Source organism: Pleionea litopenaei, assembly GCF_031198435.1.
Lineage (GTDB): Bacteria > Pseudomonadota > Gammaproteobacteria > Enterobacterales > Kangiellaceae > Pleionea > Pleionea litopenaei.
Genome location: NZ_CP133548.1, coordinates 997,848 through 1,021,584, shown reverse-complemented (window position 1 = coordinate 1,021,584; position 23,737 = coordinate 997,848). Strand labels below are relative to the sequence as shown.

The following is a 23,737-nucleotide window of genomic DNA, read 5'->3' as shown; positions in this document are numbered from 1 at the left end:
AGCCAATGGCTAGAGCGCCTATCACTCGTCATTTTTGCTAAAGACACGGTAAATTTACGGTGCTTGCCACGTTAAAACCCATTCCTAATGTTTATCTTTCAGCCAAAGCCTGATAAATCGACGAAAAGTGTCATAATTCGCTTGAGTTAGCGGTTTGTGATAGGTATCTTACGACTACACAAAGTTAAAATAAACGAGACGGCGATTGGTTAAATTGCCGCAAAATGTAGACTCTCGGAGAGGCAAGTATGCGAGTAATATTATTGGGTGCACCTGGTGCAGGAAAAGGAACTCAGGCTCAATATATAAAAGATAAATACGGGATACCGCAGATTTCGACCGGCGATATGCTCAGAGCAGCAGTCAAGGCTGGAACACCACTAGGTCTTGAAGCGAAGAAAGTAATGGACGCTGGGCAGCTTGTTTCTGATGATATTATCATTGGCCTTGTCAAAGAGCGCGTTGCTGAAGACGACTGCAAAAATGGTTATTTGCTTGACGGCTTTCCGCGAACGATCCCGCAAGCAAACGCCATGCGAGAGAACAACATTGATGTCGACTTTGTCGTCGAAATCGATGTGGACGACGAAGAAATCGTTAAGCGACTTTCAGGTCGCCGTGTACATCCTGAGTCAGGTCGTGTTTATCATGTCGACTATAATCCACCTAAAGTGGCAGGCAAAGACGATGAAACCGGTGACGATTTGATTCAACGTGACGACGATACTGAAGAGACCGTACGCAAACGGTTAGATGTGTATCATACGCAAACAAAAGTCTTGGTCGATTACTACAAAATATTTTCCGAAGAAAGCTCTGATGTAGCGCCTGAATACGTAAAAGTACCTGGTGTCGGTTCGATGACCGATATCAGAGACGCTATTTTCAAAGCTCTGGAGCGTTAACCAGAGCGTAACTTAACTGGTTAACCAATGACTAAAACTTCTTCAATCGGAGTGCTGCTAGTAAATCTAGGCACTCCTGATGCCCCAACAGCGCCAGCTGTTAGAAAGTACCTTGCTGAATTTCTCCATGACCATCGAGTGGTGGATTTGTCTCGTTGGATTTGGTGTCCGATATTGCATGGTATTATTTTACGCGTACGCCCGCCGAAAGTGGCTAAGCTCTATCAGTCAATTTGGACTGATCAAGGCTCTCCTTTGTTAGCGACGACACGCTCTCAAGCAGAGTTGTTGCAGCAGCTATTTGACGATAAGGCAATCGATTGCCAAGTTAGCTATGCCATGAATTATGGCTCGCCTTCCATTGCTGACGGTCTAGCGAGTCTAGGGAATTGTAGTAGAGTGATTGTGTTACCCTTGTACCCGCAATATTCCTCAGCGACGACTGCTTCCGTTTACGACCGAGTTGCCAAAGTCATAGCCAAGCAATGGAACATGCCAGGTATTGATTTTGTGCGGGATTATCACTCTCATCCAGGGTACATCAAAGCATTAGCTAACTCAGTTCGCGCAAGTTGGCATGAGAAGGGGCGGGGCGATAAATTACTTATCTCTTTTCACGGTATACCCAAGCGTTATGCAGACAACGGCGATGTTTACCCCGATGAATGTCGCGAAACAGCCCGTCTATTGGCTGAAGAATTGGAGTTGAAGGCGGATGAATGGTTATGTTGTTTTCAATCACGTTTCGGCAGAGAAGAGTGGCTGCAACCTTACACCGATGAAACTATGGAGAAATTAGGGAAGGAAGGAATTTCCGTCGATGTTATATGTCCGGGGTTTGCCGCTGACTGTTTGGAAACCTTGGAAGAAATACAGGTTGAAAACCATGATATTTTTAAAGAAGCCGGTGGAAAGCATTATCATTATGTACCTTGCCTAAATGCGCAGCCCGATCATGTGGGTGTGCTGTTTGATATTGTGAAAAACAAACTCCGCTTAGAAGAGTGACTCGGAGCAGCGTAAAAGTAGGGGAGTGCGAAACTTGCCACCGTCGCACTTTCTTAACCTTCCATCATCTTATTCCGAGAAAAGTACATCGTCGTAAACGATTTCAAAAACTTTACTCTAAAGATACTCTTAATCAAGGTGTCATGATTTGTCGCCAATGTCACCGAGGCATACATAAATGCTATGATGAAGTTACGTTAGCAGAGCGTTTTAATACGCTTCAATTGTTACTTAATGATCCGCAGTTAGAAAAGCACTTTCAATGGGTGGCAAAGCAAAGAGTCAAGAACCCGCTTTAGAAAAGGATTTAGCATGCAGAAAGAAAAAGTGAGTTTGGCACTGGTTATTTGGAGTCTAGTGTTTTTAGTGGTATTTATTTGGTCGGCAATCGGTCCGAAAGACTACTATACCTGGGCACTTGAAGTCGCTCCGGCGGTGATCGGAGCCATTATTTTGCTCGTGACTAGAAGCCGTTTTCCTTTGACAACGTTATTGTACGTTTTGATTCTTGCTCACTGCCTAGTATTGATGGTTGGGGGGCATTATACCTACGCTGAAGTGCCTTTCGGAGACTGGGTTAAAAATGTAACCGGTGGCGATCGTAATAACTATGATAAGTTAGGACATTTAATGCAAGGGCTTGTACCTGCAGTGATCGCTAGAGAGCTGCTCATTCGACTTAGCGTAGTGAGTTCACCAGCATGGCGTAATTTATTTATTCTTTCAATATGTCTTGGTTTTTCTGCTTTTTACGAATTAATTGAATGGTGGGTTGCTCTTTTATCAGATGAAGCAGCTGAATCATTTCTAGGCACACAAGGTTATGTTTGGGACACCCAGTCGGATATGTTTTGGGCCTTAATTGGAGCTTCTTTTAGTGTGATTTTTCTGAGTAGATGGCACGACCATCAAATAAAGAGATTATCATAGAAAGCACTGTATCAAGAGGTTATTAGGATAGAACGATTGATACAGTGAATGTAAGCGACAAGATGCTTGATAAAACTATTTAGAAGGCCCCTGAAAAGAGCCCTGTTAAAAGTAAGTAAATCGTAAGCTCGCGCATCTTAAAAATACGGCCAGTAAATAACGACCTGTAAATAACGAACAAACTCGCTCTATTATGGCGTGGCCCGCTCTATTGTAGAGTGGTATTAATGGGTTCACATTTACTCTCGTGAAAAGCCGATAAGAATGCATTTTTTACTAAAATGCATTCTCTACTAAAAACTATTATCTTTTAAAACAAATTATCGGTTAAAACAGATTATCGGCTAAAACATTATCTCTACAACTTGCTCAAAGCTCGACACAAAGTGCACTTTCATTCCATCCGTGATGTGCTTTGGTAGTTCTTGATAATCTCCACGGCACGCCTCTGGTAAAAGCACGGTTTTAATTTTTGCGCGGCGGGCGGCGATAATTTTTTCACGGATACCACCAACGGCTAACACTTTGCCAGTAAGCGTTAGTTCTCCTGTCATGGCGATTTGTTTTCTTGGTGACTTGGCAAGTGCTAATGACAGCAATGCGGTAGCCATTGTAATACCTGCGGAAGGCCCATCTTTCGGTGTGGCTCCTTCAGGCACATGGAGGTGGATCATCGTTTGATCAAATGCGTCTGATTTTGCACCGAAGGATTCAAGTTGAGAAGCAACATAAGCATAGGCTATTTCGGCACTTTCTTTCATCACCTCTCCGAGCTTACCGGTTAAGCGAAAGCCGCGATTTTTACTGTGAATAATCGCCGCTTCAATATTTAGCGTTGAGCCGCCTAAAGAAGTCCATGCAAGCCCAGTGACTACGCCAAGACTATTTCCTGGTTTTTCTTGTTGGAACCAAGGTGTGCCTAAGTATTCTTCGACATTGTTTTGGCTGATAGATACTTTTTTGACTTTACCTGTGACAATTTTCACCACACATTTACGTGCGATTCGCCCCAGTTGTTTGTCTAAGTTTCGGACACCAGCTTCACGCGCATAATCTTCAATGATCTTTCTTAGTCCAGAGTCGGTGATCTTTACTTGGCTCGACTTTAAACCACACGCTTGTAGTTTTTTAGGCCACAAATACTGCTTAGCAATTTCTATTTTTTCTTGCGTAATGTATCCAGATAGACGAATGGTTTCCATGCGATCGAGTAACGGTCTTGGAATCGTGTCTAGTTGATTAGCGGTACATATAAAGAGTGTCTTCGATAAATCAAATCGAACATCAAGATAGTGATCAAGAAAGTTTTCATTCTGTTCTGGATCTAAAACTTCAAGTAATGCACTTGCCGGATCACCTTGGTAAGAGCTACCAATCTTATCAATTTCATCAAGCATGATTACTGGATTTGAACTTTGGGTATCTTTAATCGCTTGAATGAGTTTACCTGGCATCGCGCCAATGTAAGTTCTACGGTGACCTTTTATTTCCGCTTCATCTCGCATACCACCTAATGAGAATCGATAGAATTTTCGACCCAGCGCGTTAGCAATTGAACGGCCAATCGACGTTTTGCCGACCCCTGGTGGCCCCACCAATAATAAAATTGAGCCAGCGACTTGACCGGTTAATGCTCCAACCGCTAGAAACTCGACAATTCGGTCTTTCACATCATTTAGCCCGGCGTGTTCTTTGTTGAGTTCGCGTCGGGCTCGCTTGAGATCTATTTTATCCGTTGTAGTGATGCCCCATGGTAGACTGGTGACGACATCCAAATAGTTACGAGTGACGGAATACTCTGGAGAGCCTTGTTCTAAGATTGATAACTTATCAATTTCGCCATTAATTTTCTCTTTAGCATCATCAGGTATAGTCAATGCATCCATACGTTCATTGAAGCGCTCGATGTCTGCTGTCTTATCATCTTTAGCAATACCCAATTCTTTTTGAATAGCTTTTAGCTGCTCGCGTAAAAAGAACTTTCGTTGGTGCTCGGTCAGCTTGTCTTCAACTTGCCGCTGAATACTGTTCTGGAGCTGAGCTACTTCAAGTTCTTTTTTGATCATCACCAGAACATTTTCCATTCGCTTGCGTAAATGAACTTGCTCTAAAACTTCTTGAAGTTTTTCTCGAGTAGCGGTGGTCAAGCTGGCGGCAAAGTCAGTGAGAGGAGAGGGCTCATTGGGATTAAATCGATTGAGGAAAAATTTGAGTTCTTCACTGTACAGAGGATTTAACGGAACCAACTCTTTTAACGTATTAATAATCGCAACTGCGTAGGCTTTAAGTTCGTCTATATCGCGGTAGTCGGGTTCTTTTGGATACTCAACTTCGACAATAAATGGCGGCTCCTTAGTGCGCCACTTTTTAATTCTAAAGCGTTGAATGCCTTCAGCGATAAATTGGATTTTTCCAGACGAGAGAACCGGGTGGTGAATTCGAACCAAAGTTCCAATGCCATGAAACTCTTCCGGAGACGATTCTTCTGGGTGTGGGTTTTTAACCAGAACAAGCCCTGCGATCTTTGTTTCTGTGTCGGCAATGTATTCAATCGTTTCTCGCCAAACCTCCTCATTCATTAAAATAGGCAATGTTTGTGGAGGAAAAAACGGTCGTTCAGACAAGGGTAGTAGACATATCTCGCTGGGCAATATTTCGTCGTTGGGAGTTAGGTCTTTAATTGAGCTATCAGACTCAATAGAGAACTCAATATCAGGTTCACCGTAATCGTGATCAGACGCCATATGCGATTTATCCTTAACCAGAAAATTTTTATCGTATTATGGCATTGATTATAGCAGCCTGATGACCAAAAAGAAGGTGGCATCAGGCAAACTTTAGTTTTCTTTTCGTTTTACCGCTGGACGAATGGATGGTTTCACAACCGGGCTAGGAGCAATACCTGGTTTGACTTGTCGAAAACGAGAACGTAACTCCAATTGTTGTTGTAAAGGTAAATTGTTGTAATGATGATAAGCCCGTTGGAGGCGACGCTGTTTGCGGGGCGACATCTGTTTGTATTCAGCAAAAAATTGCCGTAATGACTCTTTTTCTTGTCCAGTTAATTCTTGCCAGTGTTTAAAGCGTTTTTGAACGCGAGCTTTATCCTGAACGCTCAGTTGATTCCACTTTTGCAAACCCGTCAGTACTTTGCTTTGTTGCTCAGCAGAAAAATTTTGCCATTGCTGTTGGTAAGGTTTTAATTGCTCTTGCTGCTTTTCGGTGAGTTGTTCAAAAGCAATCTTTGTTGCTTCTTGCTCAGCAAAGGCATAGTTAACTGTTAGCAATAATGTGATTAATAGTATTTTAAGTCTATTCATGTTGACCTCCGCTTAAAGGCGTTTGCGGATCTTTCGTTGGTGCTTTGGTAGTCGTTGATGACATTGCTGGTGGTTGATCACTTTTACAATGATAAACAACCGTCGGCGTCTTCGATTTAAGATCATCGAGATTTTTAATAGGTATTTCAGTGCGAGTACAGTTCTCACTGAGTGACGGCTCTTTGACAGCCGGCCTCGCTAAAACCTTGAGTGTTTGAGGGTCGATAACTGTGCCATCGTCGTCGCTAAAATCAGCAAGAAACTCAAGCATTTCGAGCGAGGGCGTGGCACTTTTAGTCGTCTTTTGCGCCGGAGCCTCTTTTGCCCAACCAGAGGTAACTTGAAATACAACCATCAGCATAATGAGCAGACTAACTTTCTGTTTCATTGATTGCCTCTTGTTGACCCAAGTCGTTTTCATCTAGCCATTGATAAAATTCTAAATCACTGATCATATCTAGTTCGACATCCCCAGATAACATCTCGAAATTTTGCAGCAGCTGAGACTGGCTCGCGACAGCAGAATTTGGTTGGGATGTGTTTTGTGAATTGGGCAAAATCGAAAACATCATAAAAACAGCGATACTTGCGAAGGTTGCCGCTCCCATTGCCCAATGAATACGAGATTGCCGCGGCTTACTATTCAGTGCATGATTACGTGATTGATGCAGTCGTGCAACAATGCTCGCCGGTGTGCGACTCTCTAGTTGGTCTAAATGTTTTTTAAATCGAGCAACGTCATCGTCGACCGTCGAGTTTGATGGTTGAGGATGTTCAATATTAGTCATTGGTATTCTCTTAAATAGTCTCGTAGCGCGTGTACTGCTCGCGAGTAATGGGTTTTAACCGAACCTTGAGAGCAATTCATTGCTTCCGCTGTTTGCTCGACGCTAAGCCCTTCCCACGCTCGTAACAAAAAAGCTTGTCGTTGTCGTTCCGATAAGTTTTGCAATTGGTTCTCTAAGCTTAGAACGACATCTTGTGTATTGACCAGTTGCTCTGGTGAATGACCTCTCGGATCAGGAGCTTCGTTTATTGGGTCGCTCTCTGCAGCCTCGTCATCTGAGTTTTTGCTTCGAGGGAGCCAACCCAACCAGCGTCGACGAACCTTTTGTTTACGAAACCAGTCATTGATTTTGCTGTTTAATATTCGGTAAAAAAGAGGTCGCCATTGGTCTTCATCAAGATTAGCGTATTTTTCAACCAACTTCAGCATACTTTCTTGCACTAATTCAAGGGCATCGTCGGTGTTTTGCGTCGAAAAGCAAGCAATATGAAAAGCTCGACGTTCCACGCTTTTCAGAAAGCTATCAAGTGCCGTACGATTGTCCAGAATATCTCTCCGAGAGCTTATTTGAGACTCGTTATAAATGGCATCTATTGTCGAAGTCAATGTTAGGTTGGTCATTAATGTGATTTCGTTCAAAGTATAGTTACCGATAACGCAATCCAAAGGGTTTGGTTGACACCCTTTGGTAAATGACTGATTTTTACTGACTTGTGGTATTATATCTGGAGTTTATGGCGGTTTGGGTACTGTTCTTCAGCTCACACATTTTGGCTTCTACTTTCATGAGACATATTTGAAAGGAATGCGCGAAATGAGTGGCGTTTTTGGATTGTTAGCAGTGCTTAGTAAGTTGAGCCGTCGAATAGCAACGAGTCTTTGCTTTAGAACTGAGTAGCAAATGATGGCAATAAACTTCATACCTTTCGATTTGTCGAAACCCATGTTTGAGTCACGCAAGCCGGTGCGTAACTCTGCTGTGCTTGCGCCTGCGCAAGCTTCTGCCATCAATCCTATCAGTGACCAACGTAAAGATTTGCCGGTAACTAAAAAGCCACCGAGTAAGCGAGGCGCTCTGGCTCAAGAAGACAATACCGATGATGTTGAAGAGATGTCTGAGAGACAACCGACGGCTGGGGAAGGCAGTGTATACACTAGCCATCAAACAGCCGATCATCAGCTTGAACAAGAGCCGTTAGAGGATACTAACCACCAAGTGGACATAAAAGTATAGCGCATGACGACTTATAACTTTGAACAGATTATGGCTCAAACGCGGCAACTAGCTGCAGATTATCGCATGGCGACGGGACAATCTTTGCCCGTTACTATTGAGCTTGCGCGCTTCGACGCTGTGACATTGCTAAAGCTCAAAGAGCTTAAAGATGCCGACTCAGAAGCTATTTTGATTGAAGATGGTGTCGAAAAGATTGTTCAAATTAAAGGTCGAGTGATTTTTCCTGGCGGAAAATCGCGTCAGCGAGTCGGGCAGCTTAACTTGAAGGCCGAGTGGGATTACACCATTTTGGTTATTTATAACGATCACTATCAGCCTGATGCTATTTTCTCAGCTTCTCGCGAAGTGATTGAACAGGCGCTCGATGATTCCCCAAATAATAAGCGAGGCTCAATGACCGTCGCAAAGTTCAAAGCGATTGGCGAACAAGTTTGGCCAACTGACACTGCTTCCGATTAGGCTATCTCATGAAAGAGCATGTTCGATTTTTGCTGTCTCAGCAGGGCCCCTTTGCTGAAAAAATAAGCGGTTACCAAGAGCGAGAGTCGCAAATGATTATGGCCGAAGCGGTGGCATCGGCGATGGAAAATTCGTCAATCGAACTCATTGAGGCCGGCACGGGTACCGGAAAAACCTTCGCTTATTTAGTTCCAGCAATGCAATTTGAAGGTAAGACGATAATTGCGACCGGCACTCGTAACCTCCAAGATCAATTGTTTTTAAAAGACTTGCCGACGGTCATTCGTGCAACGGGGAAGACGCGTAAACTAGCATTACTGAAAGGGCGTCAGAATTACCTGTGTTTGTACCGATTAGAAAGCAATTTACAATCCGCCCACTTCGTTAATAAAGCCATCGTTGAAGACATTGTTAAAATTCGAGAGTGGAGCCGAAAAACAACGGATGGGGATCTTTCTCAGATAAGTTTTATTCAAGAAGACAGCGCCGCTATTCCATTTGTGACGAGTACAGCAGACAACTGTTTAGGCAGTGAGTGTTCTGCCTATCAAGATTGCTTTGTGGCTAAGGCACGCAAGCACGCTATGGATAGCGATATCATCGTGGTTAATCATCACTTATTAATGGCTGACGTTGCCCTGAAACGGGATGGTTTTGGTGAGTTGCTGCCAAAAGCAGATGCATACATTATCGATGAAGCCCATCAGCTACCGGATATAGCGACCATGTTTTTTGGGCAAGCGCTATCATCACGTCAATTAATGGAATTGGCTCGAGATAGCGAGCAGGCTTATAGAACCGAAGCGACCGATTGTCCTGATTTATCAGAAGCAGCAGCACAGCTAGAGAAAGCTTCTGCTGACTTGAGAATAGCAATGGGCGAAGAGGTAGCGCGCGACTTTTGGCGCTTGTATCGTGAGAGAGCTGAAATTGCTGAGCACTTTGATCAATTGCTGAGTGCTTTGGCTCGACTGTGTGACGTTTTGAAGGAGCAAGCAATTCGCAGTCGCGACCTCGAAAACCTATATGAGCGCGCTGAAGAGTTACATCAGAAAGCTGGGCTTTTCACTGAGGAGGATGAGTCTGAGTATGTTCAGTGGCTGGAGGTTTATCGAAAAAGCTTTACCTTGAATGCAACCCCACTCAGTATTGCGCAAAAGTTTCGGCAAGCCATGAAAGGGTATAAAGAGGCCGCTTGGATTATGACGTCGGCAACCCTTGCGGTGAATGAAGACTTTGGGTTTTTTGAGCGCAAGCTGGGTTTGTTTGATGCGCAAAGAATGGTCTTGCCTTCACCTTTTAATTATCAAGAACAAGCACTTTTGTATGTTCCTCGGTATTTAAAAAATCCGGCGGCAAGTGACTACACTCAATCGTTTCTTGCCGCGATGATCCCTCTAATGACCATCGCTAAAGGCCGAACCTTTTTATTATTTACCAGCCATCGTGCGCTTAATGAAGCCGCTGAATTATTGCAATCACATCATGAGTTTCAGTTGTTCGTTCAAGGTCAGGCGAGCAAGGCCTATTTGTTGGAAAAGTTTCGTAAAACACCCAACAGTGTACTGCTAGGAACCTTTAGCTTTTGGGAGGGTGTTGATGTTGCTGGCGATGCCTTGTCGCTAGTGGCGATAGACAAACTGCCTTTTGTGTCTCCTGGCGATCCCGTTAATCAAGCTAGAATCGATGCAATGCGCCGCGAAAAGCGAGACGCGTTTGGGCAATTTCAATTACCCGATGCTATCATAGCTCTAAAACAGGGCGCAGGACGTTTAATTCGCAACGTGACCGATCGAGGCGTTTTAGTGATCGGTGATCCAAGAATTGTTGGACGGCAATACGGCCAAAAGTTTATGGCCGATTTGCCACCGATGATACCAACGCGGAATTCTGCGTTAGTAGAGGAATTTTTAAGTCAATTATGAACTATTTAGCGATAGAAACTTCGACTGAGGCATTTTCAGTCGCCATTGGTACTGCACAAAATCTAAAGTCTGAGTTCGCAGTCGCTCCCCGAAAACACGGCGAGTTACTATTACCAACGATTACCAAGCTTTTAGATGAAAGCTCCTTAAGTATGTCGAACATAGATTGTGTCGTTTATGGTAAAGGCCCTGGAGCTTTCACTGGCGTGAGAATCGCTGTGTCAGCGGCTCAGGGGCTGGCTTTTGGACAATCATGCCCGCTCATTGGTATTTCGAGTTTGCAGAATCTAGCCGCTCAAGTTTTCTCTGAGAACGATCTCGAATATGCATGGGTCACCAATGATGCTCGAATGAATGAGGTATATAGCGGCTTGTACCGTAAAGTAGAATCCGATGGGTTGATTTGGGCAGAGTTAGTGGGGCAGGAAGTGGTCATCGATCCAAGTCTTTTAGCATTGCCTGAAGAGCTAAGTCATGGTTCATGGGCCGCCGTTGGCAGTGGCTGGAAAGTCTACCAAGAATCTTTAGCGGCTCATCTCGTATTAGCAACCGCAACGTTTGAAGATTGTTACCCAAATGCCGCGACGGCTTTGAAGTTGGCGGCTCACCCCAACGCGACAATCTGGCAACACGCTGTCTCTGAGGCGGTACCAAGCTATCTTAGAAACAACGTCGCAGCTAAGTCACAGAAATCTTCGATCATCGGAGCCGACCGCTAGTATTTTGCCAGCTTAGCTAGTGCAACTGTTCGAAAAATAAACTACAATTTTGATTGCTATGCAGGTGACGCTCGACTTTCGCTAAGATTACCGTGTGCGTTAGCCTAGCGCAGATGATGGTCAGCCGCTAAAGGCAAAGACCAGGTTCACAGCAGAAGGGTATCGAGTTTTTGAAATGACGACAGAGTTGAGTCCACTTTCAGCATTCATCAATCCAAATTCGACAAATCTTAGACGAGATGTGTCGACGGCGACCGCTGAACGTGGCGAAGATGGTTCTAAAGGACGTCAAGCCGTAGAAACCTCTGAACAAGTTGAGCGCAGACCCTCGCAAGATGAGGTTCGTCGCGCAGAAACCATCGAACGAATTACCGCCGAAAACTCTCGGTTACGACGTGACGATAACTCCGATCTGGGATTCAAAGCGCAACAAGCGGTGGCGCAGTTTTCGTCGGTTGAAAATCAAAATGAGCAAGAAGCTCGATCCTACGTTTTGGGTATTGATACGTTCGCATAAATTACATGACCTAAAGGCGTGTTCTAAACGCTAACCATGAATTTCTAAATCACTTTCCATGTCAACAGATTGTCCCTCTTTGCGTTTTAATGAATAATGGTGTCTATCGCACACAAAGTCTCACAGTACACAATCAAACTGAGTGGAATATTGTAATGTTGCAAAAAGTCTTAATTTTTATCAGTGGTTTAGTCGTCTTAACAGGGTGTAATACCGTTCCTCAGCCAATTAGTGGAGAGTATAACAATCTTACGGTAGGTGCAGCGCGGAGCGAATCGCAGCCAGTGAAAGTGCGGTGGGGCGGTGTTATCGCTAAAGTTAGCAATCAAGACGATCAGTCGACCATTGAAATTGTTGCGAAACCACTAAATCGTTCCGCTCGTCCAGAAGATGTTGATGCAACCGGTGGGCGGTTCTTAGCTGTTGTCCCTGAATTCATTGACCCGGTCATATACAAGCAGGGCAGAGAGATCACTGTGGTTGGTGAGCTGTCAAAGTCCATTGAAGGCAAGGTGGGTGAAATGAAGTATGTTTACCCCGTTGTCGTGGTGAGTGGTCATTATTTGTGGAAAGAGCGTCCTCAATATCAAGAAGTCCATTATTACGGCCCGTCCTATTGGCCTGTGATTCCATATCATTATTATCATTATCCACACTGGCGGTTTAAGCCAGGAGTTGGTCAGCCAGGCAGTCGCCCAATACCTAAGCAGAATAAAACAAAGCAGAAGCAAAAATAGTTGCATTGGATGTGGCGTCTTCAAGCGGAATCTGATTTCAACAGCTATCTTAAAGCATACTTAAGCCAACAGGTCGAACCTTGCGAAAATTCAAAGCGGACATTATTGAGCTGTTTCATAGCTTATCTAGTGGGCTCAATGTCCCCGATGGATTTCGATTTAAAACATGAGTATAAATTTGTGTTGTTCTAACGTCAGTATGACCTAGCAGCTCTTGTACCGTTCTAATATCAGCTCCCGATTCTAATAAGTGTGTTGCAAAAGAATGACGAAAAACGTGGGCTGTTACTTTCTTATTAATTTCGGTTTCTTCAACGGCTTTTTTTACGTGCTTGGCAAATACAGAAGGATGAACATGATGGCGTCGGATAATTAAAGTACGGGGATCAGTGCTAATTCGGAGGCTGGGAAATAACCATTGCCATGCGAGCGATTTTCCTACATTTGGTGATTTTCGTTCGAATGCATAAGGTAACTCAACACCATCAATATTTTCTCGACGATCTTTTAAATGTAGCTGTTTGACAAATTCAATCTGAGCATTCAAATCATCTTTGCAGGTTTCCGGAAGTGGAAGTGGTCGATCTTTGTTTCCCTTTCCACGTCTAACACTAATTTGGTTTCTATCAAAATCAATATCTTTAACTCTTAGCCGATGAACTTCGCTTTTGCGTAGTCCTGTACCATAGATAATTTGTGCCATTAGCTTAGGTAAACCATGCATTTTCGATAAAACATTTCTTACTTCTGATACGGATAAAACTACTGGTAAGTTTTTATGATATTTTGCTCTTACCGCATCAATAGTATTTTCTCCAAGCGGTGTATTCAGTACTTTTTTATATAAAAATACTAAAGCGCAAAGCGCCTGATTTTGCGTTGCAGGAGAAACCTTTCTAGCAACAGCGAGGTGACTTAAAAAATTGGTTACTTCTTCAGCTCCCATGTCATTTGGGTGTTTTAAATTATAAAAATGAATAAAGCGTTTAATCCATTGTGCGTAGGTCTTTTCAGTTTGATAGGAGTAGTGAAGGCTACGAATTTTTGTTCTAACTAACCACATAAATTTTGGTTTAGGCGACTGATTCATTTTTACATCCTTGTATTAATGCTGAACTTTAATACTACTCATGTAGGTAGTGCTTGGTCAAGAGTAATGTTCTTACTACGCTCAGATTTAAGTCTAGGTTATTGATTTAGTTAGATTATCTAATTTATGTAGTGGAACAATATTTAAAGACAATAAAAATAAAAACGTGAATCTCGACTCTGATATTGTTGTATCTCGTTGAATTAATTAAAAAAGAGTTTTTCTAATAAAACGATTTTCCGTATTATTGTGGTTTACTAAAAAGAATAAGCTGTTAAGCTTCTAGAGTATCGAGCATATGGAATGGTTTGAAAGATTAGCTGACAAATACAATCTGTTTGCTTGCGAGCAGGATATGGGGATTACCAATGCAAATGGTGATCGGCTAGATGAATACATAGATATTTTTCTAAACCACCAAGCAGAAGATAAATGGGAGTGGGAAGAGTTAGCTGATTTAGTGTTTGAATCAGCCAACGAAATAATGCTCGACGGGGAACTTTCAATTGAGCAAACAGAGCGCATTAAGCTCATTGTTTTGGAGCATAAAGATAAATACCCCAATCAATTTAAGTATTGGATAAATTTCAGTAATGAAACTGATTATCCAATTAAAAAGCTAGTAAAATTAGGCATAGTGAAGTAGTGAGAAAGCTTAACAAGTCAAAGCACCCGGAACCGGCAAAGCTGTCACCTTTTTTGTTTCAAAAAAGTCGCCAACTTCACCAATCCGGTGTTTGAGGCGTTATTCCAGATGTCCGCTTTGTAATAATTAAGAAAGCAATCGCAGCTTTTTCTTTGATCAGCAATTGGCAGTTTGCAGAATTAAGTTGTAAGTTTATGTCAAAGTCTTAATCCTAAATTGTCAGGTCGAGTATGAGTGACTACAAGTTAACGCCCAGATTCGTAAAGTTTAGCAAGTTTTTAATCTTAGCTATTCTAGTGAACCGCGCCTTTTAATAGCTTTTATTTGACTGAGGAAGCGCCTTTCGGCGCTTTTTTTACATTTGCGATTGCATATAGTTTTGAAGGCCAACTTTATCAATAAGACCAAGTTGCTTTTCTAACCAGTACGCATGATCGACTTCGGTATCTTCGAGGAGCTTTTGTAAAATCTCGCGACTCTGAAAGTCTTTTTCTTGTTCGCACAAAACGATAGCTTCTTTGAGCTTCTCTGCGACTTCGTATTCTACCTTTAGGTCATTCTCTAACATTTCAGGCACATTTTTACCAATTCGCAACGGTTCTCTAGTGACCATGTCGGGTGTGCTTTCTAAAAATAGAATTCGTTCAATCAGGGCTGCTGCATGACCTTTTTCATCGTCAAACTCATGGTCGATACGTTCGAACAATTTGGTTAACCCCCAATCGTCGTACATACGTGAGTGAATGAAGTATTGGTCCATTGCCGTCAACTCTAACGCTAAGATGCCATTGAGTGCAGAAATGACTTTTTGATTACCTTTCATAATAGCCTCTATTCGATGGTTGACTGTAAATAGTTATGAATACCTAAACTCTTGATTAAGTGATCTTGTGTTTCAAGCCAGTCTAAATATTCTTCTTCGTCTTCAAGTATTTCATTTAGTAATTCACGACTCACAAAATCTTTGTGTTGCTCGCATAAAACGATTGCAGATTTGACCGCATCAATCGCCTCAATTTGAACTTGGGTGTCACACGCGATCATTTCTTCGGTGTGTTCTCCGATTCGTAGTCGATTCAATTTTTGCAAATTTGGGAGGCCTTCAAGAAACAGTATTCGCTCAATCAAGTCATCCGCTTGCTTCATATCTTTAATCGACTTTTTATATGCTTTTTCATTGAGGGTGTTTAATCCCCAATTCTTAAACATTCTCGCGTGCAAGAAATACTGATTAATCGAGGTTAACTCTACCGTTAGAATAGAATTAAGCGCAGTAATCACTGCCTTATCACCTTTCATATCGAATGGATCTCCTTGATTTTGCTCAACTAAAGAGCGTAGAAATCGTTGAGTAGGTTAGCTGAATAGTTTACAGGATAGGCTAGAATACCCAAGATTGTCAATTGAAAAGGTCTTTTAAAACAAAGGGTTACAAATAAGTCTGATTCTTATTTTCATTCTTGTTACCTTCTGATCTTACAAGTCGTCAGGTGTTTTATCTTGCAGTAAATAAGCAAAGGCAATAATTTGCGCCACTGCAAGATACAGTTGTTCGGGTATTTCTTCCCCCAATTCTAATTGCGCAAGCACTTCAATTAATAGCGGATCTTCATGAATAAACACATTGTGTTCCGCCGCAATCGCAAGAATATTTTCGGCGGTAGCGCCGCTGCCTTTTGCGGTTATTTTAGGTGCCTGTTTTCCATCATATTTCAATGCTGCAGCACGTTTGGTTTTAGTAGGGCGAGAGTGGGTAACTAGTGACTTATTTTTCATACACGGTAATCAACCAAAGATTGTGGCAGTTGTTGCACAGTAAGGTTTGGACTCTCACCTGCAACACTGGTCATTTCATTGATAAGTAAACCACTATCGATCAGTTGCTGTTTGAGTTCTGGCATTTTTTGTTGCAGTAGTCTTTGAGTCGAAAGCTTTTCGGCAACGAATTTAATATCGAGTCGCTGATTGAAAAGGCGAGTTATGGCGTGAAAAGCACCGAGTCGCTCAAAATCAAATCGAACGGTCACACACCATGATTTTTTATCGGTTGACTGTTCAGATTCTGACGCTTCAAATTTCATTTGTACATTAGTCAGTTGTCGTTGGAACTGTAGGGGTAATTCGAAAATCCAAGCGTTGCTATCGGTCAGATGTAGATTTTGAAACTGAGTGAGCTTTACTTTGTTGAGTGCGGAGTCAACATCTTGCTGAATCATTTTTAACTGCGAAGCGATACGGTTTTCAAGTCTTTCCCGTTTGTCTCTTGGATTGCCAACCAAGCGATTAACACCGATAAAAAGATCTTTCGCACTGCTTCCTTCGCCTTTTTGTGCGCTGGCTGTTAAACCACGCACTAATGCATCGGATGGTAGTTGGCTGAATTGTCTAACCAAATACAGTAAATGCTTTAGATCACTGGAACCCTGAGAGTTGGTCGTTGGTTGTGAAAGTACGCTGGTCCAGCCTTTGGTCAGCGTTTGCATGGCTTTTTGTTCAAAAAATTGCCCAGAATCAAATACTGCTTGGCGTAAAGTTGCGCCGTTCAACTCGGTCGCTTTGGGTAAGTTTTGCAATGTATTTAACAGTGGCTTAACGAACTCAAGATTTTTGAAGTCTAATAGCTGAGTGATGACTTTCGTCAAGGCTGCACTGGTTGAAGAGGGTATATTATTTTGATCGAATAAAGCGATATAACGGGTTAACAAGTCGCTTGAAATGTTTTGCAGTGGCAATCGAGTCGTGAGCAAAATTGGCTGCTCTGCTATTTGCTTGTATTTTGTCGCTGAAGGATCATTTAACACCGTTTGTTTAAGACGCTCACGCAGAGTGAACTCGATATTCAATTTATTGGGTTGGCTGAGATTTGTCGATAAGTCAGTTTGTTGAACACTACTTTTTGTCTCATTTTTAACGGTTGAATGCAACGCATCTGTTTGGGCCGATAATGCTGATTGCACTTGTCCAGATTGCGACTGTCCAGACTGTGACTGTCCAGACTGTGACTGTCCAGATTGAGACGGTCCTGAAATGGAGGGCGCCGACTGGATAGATGCCTTGCTATTGGGAACTTGAGCAGAGCTACTAAGAGCACTACTATCAATTAACTTGTTAGCGGTTGTCGCGTTAAGGATTAATTTATCAATGGACTCTGTAGATTGTCGAACCATAACCAAGGGTTTGGGTTGCTCTGCCCATTGCGCAACCTTTAATAGCACTGCAAGAAGTTGGTTTTTCGCCACACCTTCTTTGACCGCGCTCAAATCAAACTGCATTGGAAGACTGACGCGATTGTGACTGAATTTTGGCTCAACAGTAATTTTTATGTCTCGTAAGAGTGACTCAAGATTTTTTTGAATTTCAATATCGCTTAAATTCAAAACTAGCGATTGAACCGCGTTCAATTGGGCGTTGACACCTGTTTGCGGTGATGAGTTAGCGTTGTTAGACGATTGCTGGTTCGAAAGTGGTAATTGCAATTGCAGCTGTGATGGTAGGTTTTGAGCTTGCTTTTGTCCTGTTGCGGTCAGCACCGCGTTGAGTGTTTGGCCATCCAAGCTTTTGATGATGGCACTAAGTTGCGCCAAGGAATTCTCGGTTCGAGGGAGTTGAGACAGAATTTTCGTCAAAACATCAGTCATTATATTGAGTCAAATCAATAGATTAATGGAGACCATTATATTAGTATAGCGCGCTCCAATGATTGCCGCCGAGTTACCTGGATAAAACATGTACCCGAGCTTTTCTTTGACAGGTCAAAATTTAGCCCTTATCCGCGGTGATCGTTTGCTGTTCAAAGACTGTATTTTTCAAGTAAAGTCAGGTCAAGTTCTCCATTTAAAGGGCCCTAATGGTGCTGGAAAAACCAGTTTATTAAATCTGATATGTGGCTTGATTGAGCCAGATCAAGGGCAGGTAATAGGCGAATTTGAAGATGTTGATTCATTATCATCGTGGTTGAGCTTGAAAACGCTCTATCTCGGTCATCAGTTAGGGATTAAGTCAACGCTCAGCGTCTATGAGAATCTTGCCTTTTATGCGGCTTTACGTGGCTGCGATCGACAGCAGATCCCTCAAGCAATCAGTGCGGTAGGTTTACAGGGGTATGAAACGCAATTGGCGGCTCACTTGTCGCAAGGCCAACGGCGACGAATATGCCTAGCCCGATTATTGATTGAAAATGTACCGCTATGGATTCTTGATGAGCCATTTGTCGCGCTCGATGTCAAAGGTCAAGCATGGCTGGCCGGTTTAATTGAGCAGCAAGTGGAGCGTAATGGGGCTGTGATTTTTACGTCGCATCAGCCAGTTTCACTGTCGATTCCGACGCTTGAATTGAGTGTAGGAGTCTAACCAAATGATCAGAGTGCTTTTATCGAGAGAAATTCGATTACTGGCTCGTCGTAAGTCAGAGTTACTTAACCCTTTGTTTTTCTTCTTAATTGTAGCAGTACTATTTCCTTTTGGAGTGTCTCCAGAGCCTGCGATTTTGGCTGAATTGGCGCCAGGTGTTATTTGGGTGTGCGCTCTCTTGTCGATTTTGTTGTCTTTAGATGCTTTATATCGAGAAGATTTTGATGACGGCAGCATGGTGCAAATGTTGCTCTCCGGTGCCTCTGCGACGGCCATTGTAAGTGTCAAAGCTTTGACGAATTGGTTGTTCACTGCGCTACCCCTTATAATGATGTCGCCGTTAATTGGCATGATGCTCAACCTCGACTCATCAGCCTATGTTGCGATGATTGTGTCCCTTTTATTAGGCACCCCAGCGATGTGTTTAATTGCTGCAATTGGGATGAGTTTAACGGTGGGATTGCGCCGAGGTGGTATTCTACTGGCTTTGTTGGTTTTGCCTTTGTATATTCCAGTTCTCATTTTTGGCGCAATGGCGGTTAATGCCGCGGCGATGGGTCATGATTTCACCGGGCAATTATTATTTTTGGGTGCTTTTAGCGTGCTAACCTTGAGTTTAGCGCCATGGGCTGCTGGGGCAGCTTTGCGAATTTCGTTAGGGGAGTAGGTAAAACAAATGGCTTGGACTTGGTTTTTTCGTCTTGGGTCGCCGAAGTGGTTTTATCAAATAGCTGCGCGTTGGCAACCTTGGATTTGGGGGCTAACGGCGATAGGTCTGATTACTGGTGTCATCTGGGGGCTATGGATCGCGCCTCCTGATTATTATCAAGGTGATTTGCAGCGAATTATGTACATTCATGTTCCCGCTGCGTATCTCTCTATGTTTGTATACGTTGTCATGGCGGTGAGTAGCGCCATTGGTTTGATTTGGCGCATGAAAATGGCGTTCAGTGTTGCCATGAGCTGTTCACCCATCGGCGCCGCCTTTACCTTTTTAGCGCTGGTTACTGGCGCATTGTGGGGGAAGCCAACATGGGGTACTTATTGGGTATTTGATGCTCGTTTAACCTCAGAGCTCATATTACTGTTTCTTTATTTCGGTCACATGGCGCTGTTTAACTCCATTCATGAGCGAAAGACTGCCGACAAAGCGGCGGCTATCTTGGCCATCGTTGGTGTCGTTAATATTCCGATTATTCATTTTTCTGTCGAGTGGTGGAATAGCCTCCATCAAAGTGCGTCATTAAGCAAATTAGAGAAGCCTGCTATCGACAGCTCCATGCTTTGGCCATTATTGATCATGATCGTTTCGTTTAAATTGTTTTTCGTGTCTTTATTATTGCCTTATTTACGCAATCATATTCTCTGGCGAGAGCGAGATGCTAAATGGGTGGAAGAAGAGGTGAAGTCCTAATGGGTGATTATTTACCACCGGATCGCTGGGAATTTATCTGGGCATCTTATGCAGTGTTTATTGTTACGTTTATTGTAATGATAGTGATACCTATCGTGCGACGAAAACAATTAAAACAAGAACTGAAACAGTATTATCAGCGTAAACAGTTGTTGCAAAATGACACTGAGCAAGAAACTGAAAAAAATTCTAAGTTAGTTGAGTAGAGGGGCGGTTGCTCATCATGATGAAACCACATCGAAAAAAGCGTTTAATTGCCGTGTTAGCAACGGTTTGTGGAGCCGCGATTGCCGTCTCCCTGGTGTTGATGGCACTGAATCAAAACATCAATTTGTTTTACACTCCTGCACAAATTAAGGCCGGTGAAGCTCCTTTCGATAAGAGCATCAAAGTTGGAGGGTTGGTGGTTCCTGGGAGCGTCAAGCGTGGGAGCAATCCCCTTGATGTTGAATTTACCATTCGTGATAAGAGCGAATCGTTAGTTGTTAAGTTTAGCGATGTGTTACCGGATTTGTTTAAAGAAGGTCAGGGCATAGTGGCGACTGGTAAGCTGGTTGACGACAAGCAATTTGTTGCCTCTTCGGTACTTGCAAAGCACGATGAGAATTATATGCCACCTGAAGTGGCGAGAGCTCTCGAAGAAGGCGGTCATCCCATCAAAAATAATGACTTTGATAAGAATTAAGATTAATTATGATTGTTGAAATAGCTCACTTTTGTTTAGTGATGGCATTCGTTGTCGCATGCTTTAATATGCTGGTTCCAATGTGGGGCAGTTTTTACCAAAACAGCGTGCTAACTCGCTTTGCACGTCCTGCGACTTTGCTGCAATTTGTGCTGGTACTTTTTTCATTTGCAGGCCTAGTTTATGCCTTTGCAACGGACGACTTTTCGGTCGCCTATGTCGCGTCGCATTCCTACACTAAATTGCCGATGGTGTACAAATTGACCGCCGCATGGGGAGCTCATGAAGGTTCTTTGTTGCTTTGGATTGTCATGCTATCGGGTTGGGCTGCTGCCGTATCAATTTTTAGTCGTACCTTACCTGATGTTGCAGTTGCTCGCGTGTTAGCGGTGATGGCAATCATTTCTGTTGGCTTTTTATCGTTTGCTTTGTTTACCTCAAACCCTTTTGAGCGGCTGCTTCCAAACTTTCCTATCGACGGAAGAGATCTGAACCCGTTATTACAAGATTTTGGTTTTATTGTTCATCCTCCGTTTCTTTACATGGGTTATGTTGGTTTCGCCGTAGTGTTTGCGTTTGCCGTTGCTGCATTGATTACTGGAGAGCTTGACTCTGCATGGGCGAGATGGTCGCGCCCTTGGGCCGTTTTGGCTTGGGTGTTTCTTACCATTGGCATTGCGCTTGGAAGCTGGTGGGCCTATTACGAGTTAGGTTGGGGCGGCTGGTGGTTTTGGGATCCGGTTGAAAATGCTTCATTTATGCCCTGGTTAACCGGAACAGCTCTGATCCACACCCTAGCGGTCAGTGAAAAACGTGGCGTCTTTAAAACCTGGACCGTGTTTTTGGCATTGCTAACCTTTTGTTTAAGTTTGTTAGGAACCTTCATTGTTCGTTCTGGAGTGATAACGTCAGTCCATTCTTTTGCTCAAGATCCGGTTAGAGGTCTCTACATTTTAATATTTTTAGGCATCGTTGTGGTTGGCTCCTTGATTTTATTCATGCTTAGAGGTGCTGCGGTACAGTCAACGGGGCGATTTAGCTTATTTTCAAAAGAAGCTGCATTGCTAGGCAATAACTTACTGCTAGTGTTTGCCTGTTTAGTTGTGTTGTTTGGAACCTTGTATCCATTAATCAATGAGGCCTTTGATAAGTCAGTTAGTGTGGGAGCGCCTTACTTCAATACCGTGTTTCCTGTAGTCATGATACCGCTTATGATTCTTCTAGGATTTGGGCATTGGATGCACTGGAAAAATCAAAAATATCAGTCATACATTCAACAGTTAAGAAGGCTTTTAATCATTAATGCGGCTTTGTTGATCGGTATTGCAGTTTGGCTGCACGATTACTCTGAACCGATGATTTGGTTGGGCGTTATTATTTCATCTTGGATTGTTTCTTCGATTCTTCAAGACATTCGAGAAAAGACACGCCATGGAAACTCTCTGATTTCATCCTTAGCAAAGTTAAAACCAGCGTATTGGGGAATGCACGTCGCTCACCTAGGGCTGGCTGTGAGTTTGGTTGGGATAGTGATGGTGTCGTTTGCTAGCCGTGAAAACTTAATTAGCTTAGCCATAGGTGAAACCTATAACGATGAAGCGTTCAGTGTGACCTTTGAAGGCGTTAGGCAAGTACAAGGCCCGAATTATATGGCAACTCGAGGGCACTTTATTTTGAATGAAGGCCACCGAGAATTTAATATAACTTCCGATAAAAGACGATATACCGCGTCTGGTCAAGTAATGACGGAAGCGGGCATACAGCCAGGTCTTTCTCGGGATATTTACATTTCGTTAGGCGAACCGCTTGATGATAAAAACTGGTCGGTGAGAATTTATCGAAAAGCCTACGTTCGTTGGATTTGGCTGGGTGCTTTTATTATGTCATTGGGTGGAGCTATTGCGATCAGTGACCGACGCTATCGTTTAAAGCTAAAGAATAAGTTTGTGAAGAAACAAGGGGGACAAGATGCAGCCGTCGCCTGATACGACTAATAAACGAATAGTTACCTATGCAATACCACTGTTAATTATTGTGGTGTTGCTCGGTGGTTTGTTTATGTCGGCTTTGTTTGATGACAAACCAGATGTGCCATCCATGCGCGAAAACAAACCGTTACCTAGCTTTTCTGCTAAAAAACTGTTTAGTGATCAAACTATTCACTCAAATGATATTCGTGGGCAATATTGGTTGCTAAATGTTTGGGGATCTTGGTGCCCAACTTGCTATCTAGAGCACCCGTATTTAATGGAGCTTGAGAAGCAAGGCGTCACCATTGTTGGTGTGAATTATCGAGATACTGAAAGCGATGCTCGTCGCTTTTTGGAGCAGCGAGGAAATCCTTATCAGTTTTCATTTTTTGATCCAAAAGGACACATTGCGATCGAGTTGGGTATCACCGCAGCGCCAGAAACCTTTTTAATATCACCCGATGGCCAAGTCTTGTTCCATCGTATTGGTGCTATGGATGAAAAAGTATTCAACAGCGCATTTAAACCGTTAATGGAAGCTTCTCAATGAGTTGGTTACGAGTGTTAGTTTTTGCGTTAGCGTTCAATTTAAGTTGGGCCAGTAAAGCTATTTTGGAATTTGACTCTGAGCAACAAAAAGAGCTGTATGAACAGTTAATCACCGAGCTTCGTTGTCCAAAGTGTCTCAATCAGTCTATTGCCGATTCAAATGCTGGTATATCGGATGATCTTCGAAATATTGTCTATGAGAAAGTTAAGCAAGGTCAGTCAGGAGAAGATATAAAGTCTTTTCTTCAACAACGTTACGGTGACTTTATTCTATACAAACCTGAAGTGCGGGGAACCAATCTTATTTTGTGGTTTGGGCCGGGAATATTGCTGATTCTAACCATCGTATTTTTAGTCTATCGGTTTATGTCTAATAAGCCATCGAATTATCAAGAGTTGTCTGAACAAGAACGACTAGCAATTGATCAATTACTCAATGATGAAGAGAGCTCAGGCTCTTCTTCTCAAAATAATCGTCAGGATAAGTAA

29 protein-coding genes are annotated in these 23,737 nt (G+C 42.9%); 19 read left to right on the top strand and 10 right to left on the bottom strand.

Annotated features, from left to right (window positions below):
• Window positions 1-248 precede the first annotated feature (248 nt).
• From adk to Q9312_RS04480, 4 genes are read left to right on the top strand one after another with little or no spacing between them, the layout of a single operon-like run.
• The gene (adk, locus tag Q9312_RS04495; protein ID WP_309203382.1) at window positions 249-905 is read left to right on the top strand and encodes an adenylate kinase; all 657 of its coding nucleotides are present in this window, start codon (window positions 249-251) and stop codon (window positions 903-905) included.
• A gap of 27 nt (window positions 906-932) precedes the next feature.
• Window positions 933-1,913: a ferrochelatase gene (gene hemH / locus Q9312_RS04490; protein WP_309203381.1), complete on the top strand. Its 981-nt coding sequence runs from the start codon at window positions 933-935 to the stop codon at window positions 1,911-1,913.
• The gene (locus Q9312_RS04485) at window positions 1,910-2,212 is read left to right on the top strand and encodes an HNH endonuclease (protein WP_309203380.1); all 303 of its coding nucleotides are present in this window, start codon (window positions 1,910-1,912) and stop codon (window positions 2,210-2,212) included. The genes hemH and Q9312_RS04485 overlap by 4 nt, the downstream gene beginning before the upstream one ends.
• A gap of 13 nt (window positions 2,213-2,225) precedes the next feature.
• Complete coding sequence (locus tag Q9312_RS04480; protein ID WP_309203379.1) at window positions 2,226-2,843, top strand: DUF2238 domain-containing protein; 618 nt, start codon at window positions 2,226-2,228, stop codon at window positions 2,841-2,843.
• Window positions 2,844-3,187: 344 nt separating this feature from the next.
• Here Q9312_RS04480 and lon read toward each other — a convergent pair whose 3' ends face one another.
• From lon to Q9312_RS04455, 5 genes are all read right to left on the bottom strand, one after another.
• Window positions 3,188-5,587, bottom strand: coding sequence for an endopeptidase La (lon, locus tag Q9312_RS04475; RefSeq protein WP_309203378.1), 2,400 nt, complete (start codon window positions 5,585-5,587; stop codon window positions 3,188-3,190).
• 93 nt (window positions 5,588-5,680) lie between these two features.
• Window positions 5,681-6,163, bottom strand: a complete 483-nt coding sequence (locus Q9312_RS04470; protein ID WP_309203377.1) for a DUF3106 domain-containing protein — start codon at window positions 6,161-6,163, stop codon at window positions 5,681-5,683.
• Window positions 6,156-6,551, bottom strand: coding sequence for a hypothetical protein (locus tag Q9312_RS04465; protein ID WP_309203376.1), 396 nt, complete (start codon window positions 6,549-6,551; stop codon window positions 6,156-6,158). Before Q9312_RS04465 ends, Q9312_RS04470 begins: the two co-directional genes overlap by 8 nt.
• Window positions 6,535-6,951 (bottom strand): hypothetical protein, encoded by a 417-nt coding sequence (locus Q9312_RS04460; RefSeq protein WP_309203375.1) that lies wholly within the window; start codon window positions 6,949-6,951, stop codon window positions 6,535-6,537. Before Q9312_RS04460 ends, Q9312_RS04465 begins: the two co-directional genes overlap by 17 nt.
• Window positions 6,948-7,571, bottom strand: a complete 624-nt coding sequence (locus Q9312_RS04455; RefSeq protein WP_309203374.1) for an RNA polymerase sigma factor — start codon at window positions 7,569-7,571, stop codon at window positions 6,948-6,950. Before Q9312_RS04455 ends, Q9312_RS04460 begins: the two co-directional genes overlap by 4 nt.
• Before the next feature lie 280 nt (window positions 7,572-7,851).
• Here Q9312_RS04455 and Q9312_RS04450 point away from each other — a divergent pair, with 280 nt between their 5' ends.
• The 6 genes from Q9312_RS04450 (at window position 7,852) to Q9312_RS04425 (ending at window position 12,544) form a co-directional block, all read left to right on the top strand.
• A complete protein-coding gene (locus tag Q9312_RS04450; RefSeq protein WP_309203373.1) occupies window positions 7,852-8,184 on the top strand; it encodes a hypothetical protein in 333 nt (110 codons plus the stop codon).
• Between the two features lie 3 nt (window positions 8,185-8,187).
• Window positions 8,188-8,646: a hypothetical protein gene (locus Q9312_RS04445; protein ID WP_309203372.1), complete on the top strand. Its 459-nt coding sequence runs from the start codon at window positions 8,188-8,190 to the stop codon at window positions 8,644-8,646.
• 8 nt (window positions 8,647-8,654) lie between these two features.
• The gene (gene yoaA / locus Q9312_RS04440) at window positions 8,655-10,571 is read left to right on the top strand and encodes a DNA repair helicase YoaA (protein WP_309203371.1); all 1,917 of its coding nucleotides are present in this window, start codon (window positions 8,655-8,657) and stop codon (window positions 10,569-10,571) included.
• Window positions 10,568-11,290 carry a tRNA (adenosine(37)-N6)-threonylcarbamoyltransferase complex dimerization subunit type 1 TsaB gene (tsaB, locus tag Q9312_RS04435; protein WP_309203370.1) on the top strand — a complete coding sequence of 241 codons (723 nt, stop codon included), beginning with the start codon at window positions 10,568-10,570 and terminating at the stop codon, window positions 11,288-11,290. Before yoaA ends, tsaB begins: the two co-directional genes overlap by 4 nt.
• Window positions 11,291-11,465: 175 nt before the next feature.
• On the top strand, window positions 11,466-11,807 hold the full coding sequence (locus Q9312_RS04430) for a hypothetical protein (RefSeq protein ID WP_309203369.1): 342 nt from the start codon (window positions 11,466-11,468) through the stop codon (window positions 11,805-11,807).
• A 155-nt stretch (window positions 11,808-11,962) separates the two neighbouring features.
• Window positions 11,963-12,544 carry a Slp family lipoprotein gene (locus Q9312_RS04425; RefSeq protein ID WP_309203368.1) on the top strand — a complete coding sequence of 194 codons (582 nt, stop codon included), beginning with the start codon at window positions 11,963-11,965 and terminating at the stop codon, window positions 12,542-12,544.
• Between the two features lie 115 nt (window positions 12,545-12,659).
• Here Q9312_RS04425 and Q9312_RS04420 read toward each other — a convergent pair whose 3' ends face one another.
• Window positions 12,660-13,634, bottom strand: a complete 975-nt coding sequence (locus Q9312_RS04420; RefSeq protein ID WP_309203367.1) for an integron integrase — start codon at window positions 13,632-13,634, stop codon at window positions 12,660-12,662.
• A 298-nt stretch (window positions 13,635-13,932) separates the two neighbouring features.
• Here Q9312_RS04420 and Q9312_RS04415 point away from each other — a divergent pair, with 298 nt between their 5' ends.
• Window positions 13,933-14,280 carry a hypothetical protein gene (locus Q9312_RS04415; RefSeq protein ID WP_309203366.1) on the top strand — a complete coding sequence of 116 codons (348 nt, stop codon included), beginning with the start codon at window positions 13,933-13,935 and terminating at the stop codon, window positions 14,278-14,280.
• A 355-nt stretch (window positions 14,281-14,635) separates the two neighbouring features.
• Here Q9312_RS04415 and bfr (Q9312_RS04410) read toward each other — a convergent pair whose 3' ends face one another.
• The 4 genes from bfr (Q9312_RS04410) to fliK all read right to left on the bottom strand — a co-directional run bounded on the left by bfr (Q9312_RS04410) (window position 14,636) and on the right by fliK (window position 17,864).
• Window positions 14,636-15,103 carry a bacterioferritin gene (gene bfr / locus Q9312_RS04410; protein ID WP_309203365.1) on the bottom strand — a complete coding sequence of 156 codons (468 nt, stop codon included), beginning with the start codon at window positions 15,101-15,103 and terminating at the stop codon, window positions 14,636-14,638.
• 8 nt (window positions 15,104-15,111) lie between these two features.
• Entirely contained in the window at window positions 15,112-15,579 is a 468-nt protein-coding gene (gene bfr, locus Q9312_RS04405) for a bacterioferritin (RefSeq protein ID WP_309203364.1), read from the bottom strand.
• 177 nt (window positions 15,580-15,756) lie between these two features.
• Complete coding sequence (locus Q9312_RS04400; protein ID WP_309203363.1) at window positions 15,757-16,056, bottom strand: EscU/YscU/HrcU family type III secretion system export apparatus switch protein; 300 nt, start codon at window positions 16,054-16,056, stop codon at window positions 15,757-15,759.
• The gene (fliK, locus tag Q9312_RS04395; protein ID WP_309203362.1) at window positions 16,053-17,864 is read right to left on the bottom strand and encodes a flagellar hook-length control protein FliK; all 1,812 of its coding nucleotides are present in this window, start codon (window positions 17,862-17,864) and stop codon (window positions 16,053-16,055) included. Before fliK ends, Q9312_RS04400 begins: the two co-directional genes overlap by 4 nt.
• Before the next feature lie 142 nt (window positions 17,865-18,006).
• On the opposite strand from fliK, the gene ccmA reads away from it, so the two are divergent.
• From ccmA to Q9312_RS04355, 8 genes are read left to right on the top strand one after another with little or no spacing between them, the layout of a single operon-like run.
• Window positions 18,007-18,630, top strand: a complete 624-nt coding sequence (gene ccmA, locus Q9312_RS04390) for a cytochrome c biogenesis heme-transporting ATPase CcmA (RefSeq protein WP_309203361.1) — start codon at window positions 18,007-18,009, stop codon at window positions 18,628-18,630.
• Between the two features lie 4 nt (window positions 18,631-18,634).
• Entirely contained in the window at window positions 18,635-19,297 is a 663-nt protein-coding gene (gene ccmB, locus Q9312_RS04385) for a heme exporter protein CcmB (protein ID WP_309203360.1), read from the top strand.
• A gap of 9 nt (window positions 19,298-19,306) precedes the next feature.
• On the top strand, window positions 19,307-20,044 hold the full coding sequence (locus tag Q9312_RS04380; protein WP_309203358.1) for a heme ABC transporter permease: 738 nt from the start codon (window positions 19,307-19,309) through the stop codon (window positions 20,042-20,044).
• Window positions 20,044-20,250, top strand: coding sequence for a heme exporter protein CcmD (gene ccmD / locus Q9312_RS04375; protein ID WP_309203357.1), 207 nt, complete (start codon window positions 20,044-20,046; stop codon window positions 20,248-20,250). Before Q9312_RS04380 ends, ccmD begins: the two co-directional genes overlap by 1 nt.
• Window positions 20,251-20,267: 17 nt before the next feature.
• A complete protein-coding gene (ccmE, locus tag Q9312_RS04370; protein ID WP_309203356.1) occupies window positions 20,268-20,729 on the top strand; it encodes a cytochrome c maturation protein CcmE in 462 nt (153 codons plus the stop codon).
• 8 nt (window positions 20,730-20,737) lie between these two features.
• Window positions 20,738-22,714 (top strand): heme lyase CcmF/NrfE family subunit, encoded by a 1,977-nt coding sequence (locus Q9312_RS04365; protein ID WP_309203355.1) that lies wholly within the window; start codon window positions 20,738-20,740, stop codon window positions 22,712-22,714.
• Window positions 22,698-23,249, top strand: coding sequence for a DsbE family thiol:disulfide interchange protein (locus Q9312_RS04360; protein ID WP_309203354.1), 552 nt, complete (start codon window positions 22,698-22,700; stop codon window positions 23,247-23,249). Before Q9312_RS04365 ends, Q9312_RS04360 begins: the two co-directional genes overlap by 17 nt.
• Window positions 23,246-23,737 carry a cytochrome c-type biogenesis protein gene (locus tag Q9312_RS04355; protein WP_309203353.1) on the top strand — a complete coding sequence of 164 codons (492 nt, stop codon included), beginning with the start codon at window positions 23,246-23,248 and terminating at the stop codon, window positions 23,735-23,737. Before Q9312_RS04360 ends, Q9312_RS04355 begins: the two co-directional genes overlap by 4 nt.

Excerpts from the sequence above, each read along its gene's own strand:
- Q9312_RS04425 (WP_309203368.1), top strand. The coding sequence starts at position 11,963 with ATGTTGCAAAAAGTCTTAATTTTTATCAGTGGTTTAGTCGTCTTAACA.
- Q9312_RS04415 (WP_309203366.1), top strand. The coding sequence starts at position 13,933 with ATGGAATGGTTTGAAAGATTAGCTGACAAATACAATCTGTTTGCTTGC.
- ccmD (WP_309203357.1), top strand. The coding sequence starts at position 20,044 with ATGGGTGATTATTTACCACCGGATCGCTGGGAATTTATCTGGGCATCT.
- hemH (WP_309203381.1), top strand. The coding sequence starts at position 933 with ATGACTAAAACTTCTTCAATCGGAGTGCTGCTAGTAAATCTAGGCACT.
- Q9312_RS04360 (WP_309203354.1), top strand. The coding sequence starts at position 22,698 with ATGCAGCCGTCGCCTGATACGACTAATAAACGAATAGTTACCTATGCA.
- Q9312_RS04355 (WP_309203353.1), top strand. The coding sequence starts at position 23,246 with ATGAGTTGGTTACGAGTGTTAGTTTTTGCGTTAGCGTTCAATTTAAGT.
- Q9312_RS04455 (WP_309203374.1), bottom strand. The coding sequence starts at position 7,571 with ATGACCAACCTAACATTGACTTCGACAATAGATGCCATTTATAACGAG.
- bfr (WP_309203364.1), bottom strand. The coding sequence starts at position 15,579 with ATGAAAGGTGATAAGGCAGTGATTACTGCGCTTAATTCTATTCTAACG.
- Q9312_RS04420 (WP_309203367.1), bottom strand. The coding sequence starts at position 13,634 with ATGAATCAGTCGCCTAAACCAAAATTTATGTGGTTAGTTAGAACAAAA.
- Q9312_RS04400 (WP_309203363.1), bottom strand. The coding sequence starts at position 16,056 with ATGAAAAATAAGTCACTAGTTACCCACTCTCGCCCTACTAAAACCAAA.
- Q9312_RS04450 (WP_309203373.1), top strand. The coding sequence starts at position 7,852 with ATGATGGCAATAAACTTCATACCTTTCGATTTGTCGAAACCCATGTTT.
- Q9312_RS04480 (WP_309203379.1), top strand. The coding sequence starts at position 2,226 with ATGCAGAAAGAAAAAGTGAGTTTGGCACTGGTTATTTGGAGTCTAGTG.
- Q9312_RS04470 (WP_309203377.1), bottom strand. The coding sequence starts at position 6,163 with ATGAATAGACTTAAAATACTATTAATCACATTATTGCTAACAGTTAAC.
- Q9312_RS04365 (WP_309203355.1), top strand. The coding sequence starts at position 20,738 with ATGATTGTTGAAATAGCTCACTTTTGTTTAGTGATGGCATTCGTTGTC.
- lon (WP_309203378.1), bottom strand. The coding sequence starts at position 5,587 with ATGGCGTCTGATCACGATTACGGTGAACCTGATATTGAGTTCTCTATT.
- ccmA (WP_309203361.1), top strand. The coding sequence starts at position 18,007 with ATGTACCCGAGCTTTTCTTTGACAGGTCAAAATTTAGCCCTTATCCGC.
- ccmB (WP_309203360.1), top strand. The coding sequence starts at position 18,635 with ATGATCAGAGTGCTTTTATCGAGAGAAATTCGATTACTGGCTCGTCGT.
- bfr (WP_309203365.1), bottom strand. The coding sequence starts at position 15,103 with ATGAAAGGTAATCAAAAAGTCATTTCTGCACTCAATGGCATCTTAGCG.
- adk (WP_309203382.1), top strand. The coding sequence starts at position 249 with ATGCGAGTAATATTATTGGGTGCACCTGGTGCAGGAAAAGGAACTCAG.
- yoaA (WP_309203371.1), top strand. The coding sequence starts at position 8,655 with ATGAAAGAGCATGTTCGATTTTTGCTGTCTCAGCAGGGCCCCTTTGCT.
- Q9312_RS04445 (WP_309203372.1), top strand. The coding sequence starts at position 8,188 with ATGACGACTTATAACTTTGAACAGATTATGGCTCAAACGCGGCAACTA.
- Q9312_RS04380 (WP_309203358.1), top strand. The coding sequence starts at position 19,307 with ATGGCTTGGACTTGGTTTTTTCGTCTTGGGTCGCCGAAGTGGTTTTAT.
- Q9312_RS04430 (WP_309203369.1), top strand. The coding sequence starts at position 11,466 with ATGACGACAGAGTTGAGTCCACTTTCAGCATTCATCAATCCAAATTCG.
- Q9312_RS04460 (WP_309203375.1), bottom strand. The coding sequence starts at position 6,951 with ATGACTAATATTGAACATCCTCAACCATCAAACTCGACGGTCGACGAT.
- ccmE (WP_309203356.1), top strand. The coding sequence starts at position 20,268 with ATGATGAAACCACATCGAAAAAAGCGTTTAATTGCCGTGTTAGCAACG.
- tsaB (WP_309203370.1), top strand. The coding sequence starts at position 10,568 with ATGAACTATTTAGCGATAGAAACTTCGACTGAGGCATTTTCAGTCGCC.
- Q9312_RS04465 (WP_309203376.1), bottom strand. The coding sequence starts at position 6,551 with ATGAAACAGAAAGTTAGTCTGCTCATTATGCTGATGGTTGTATTTCAA.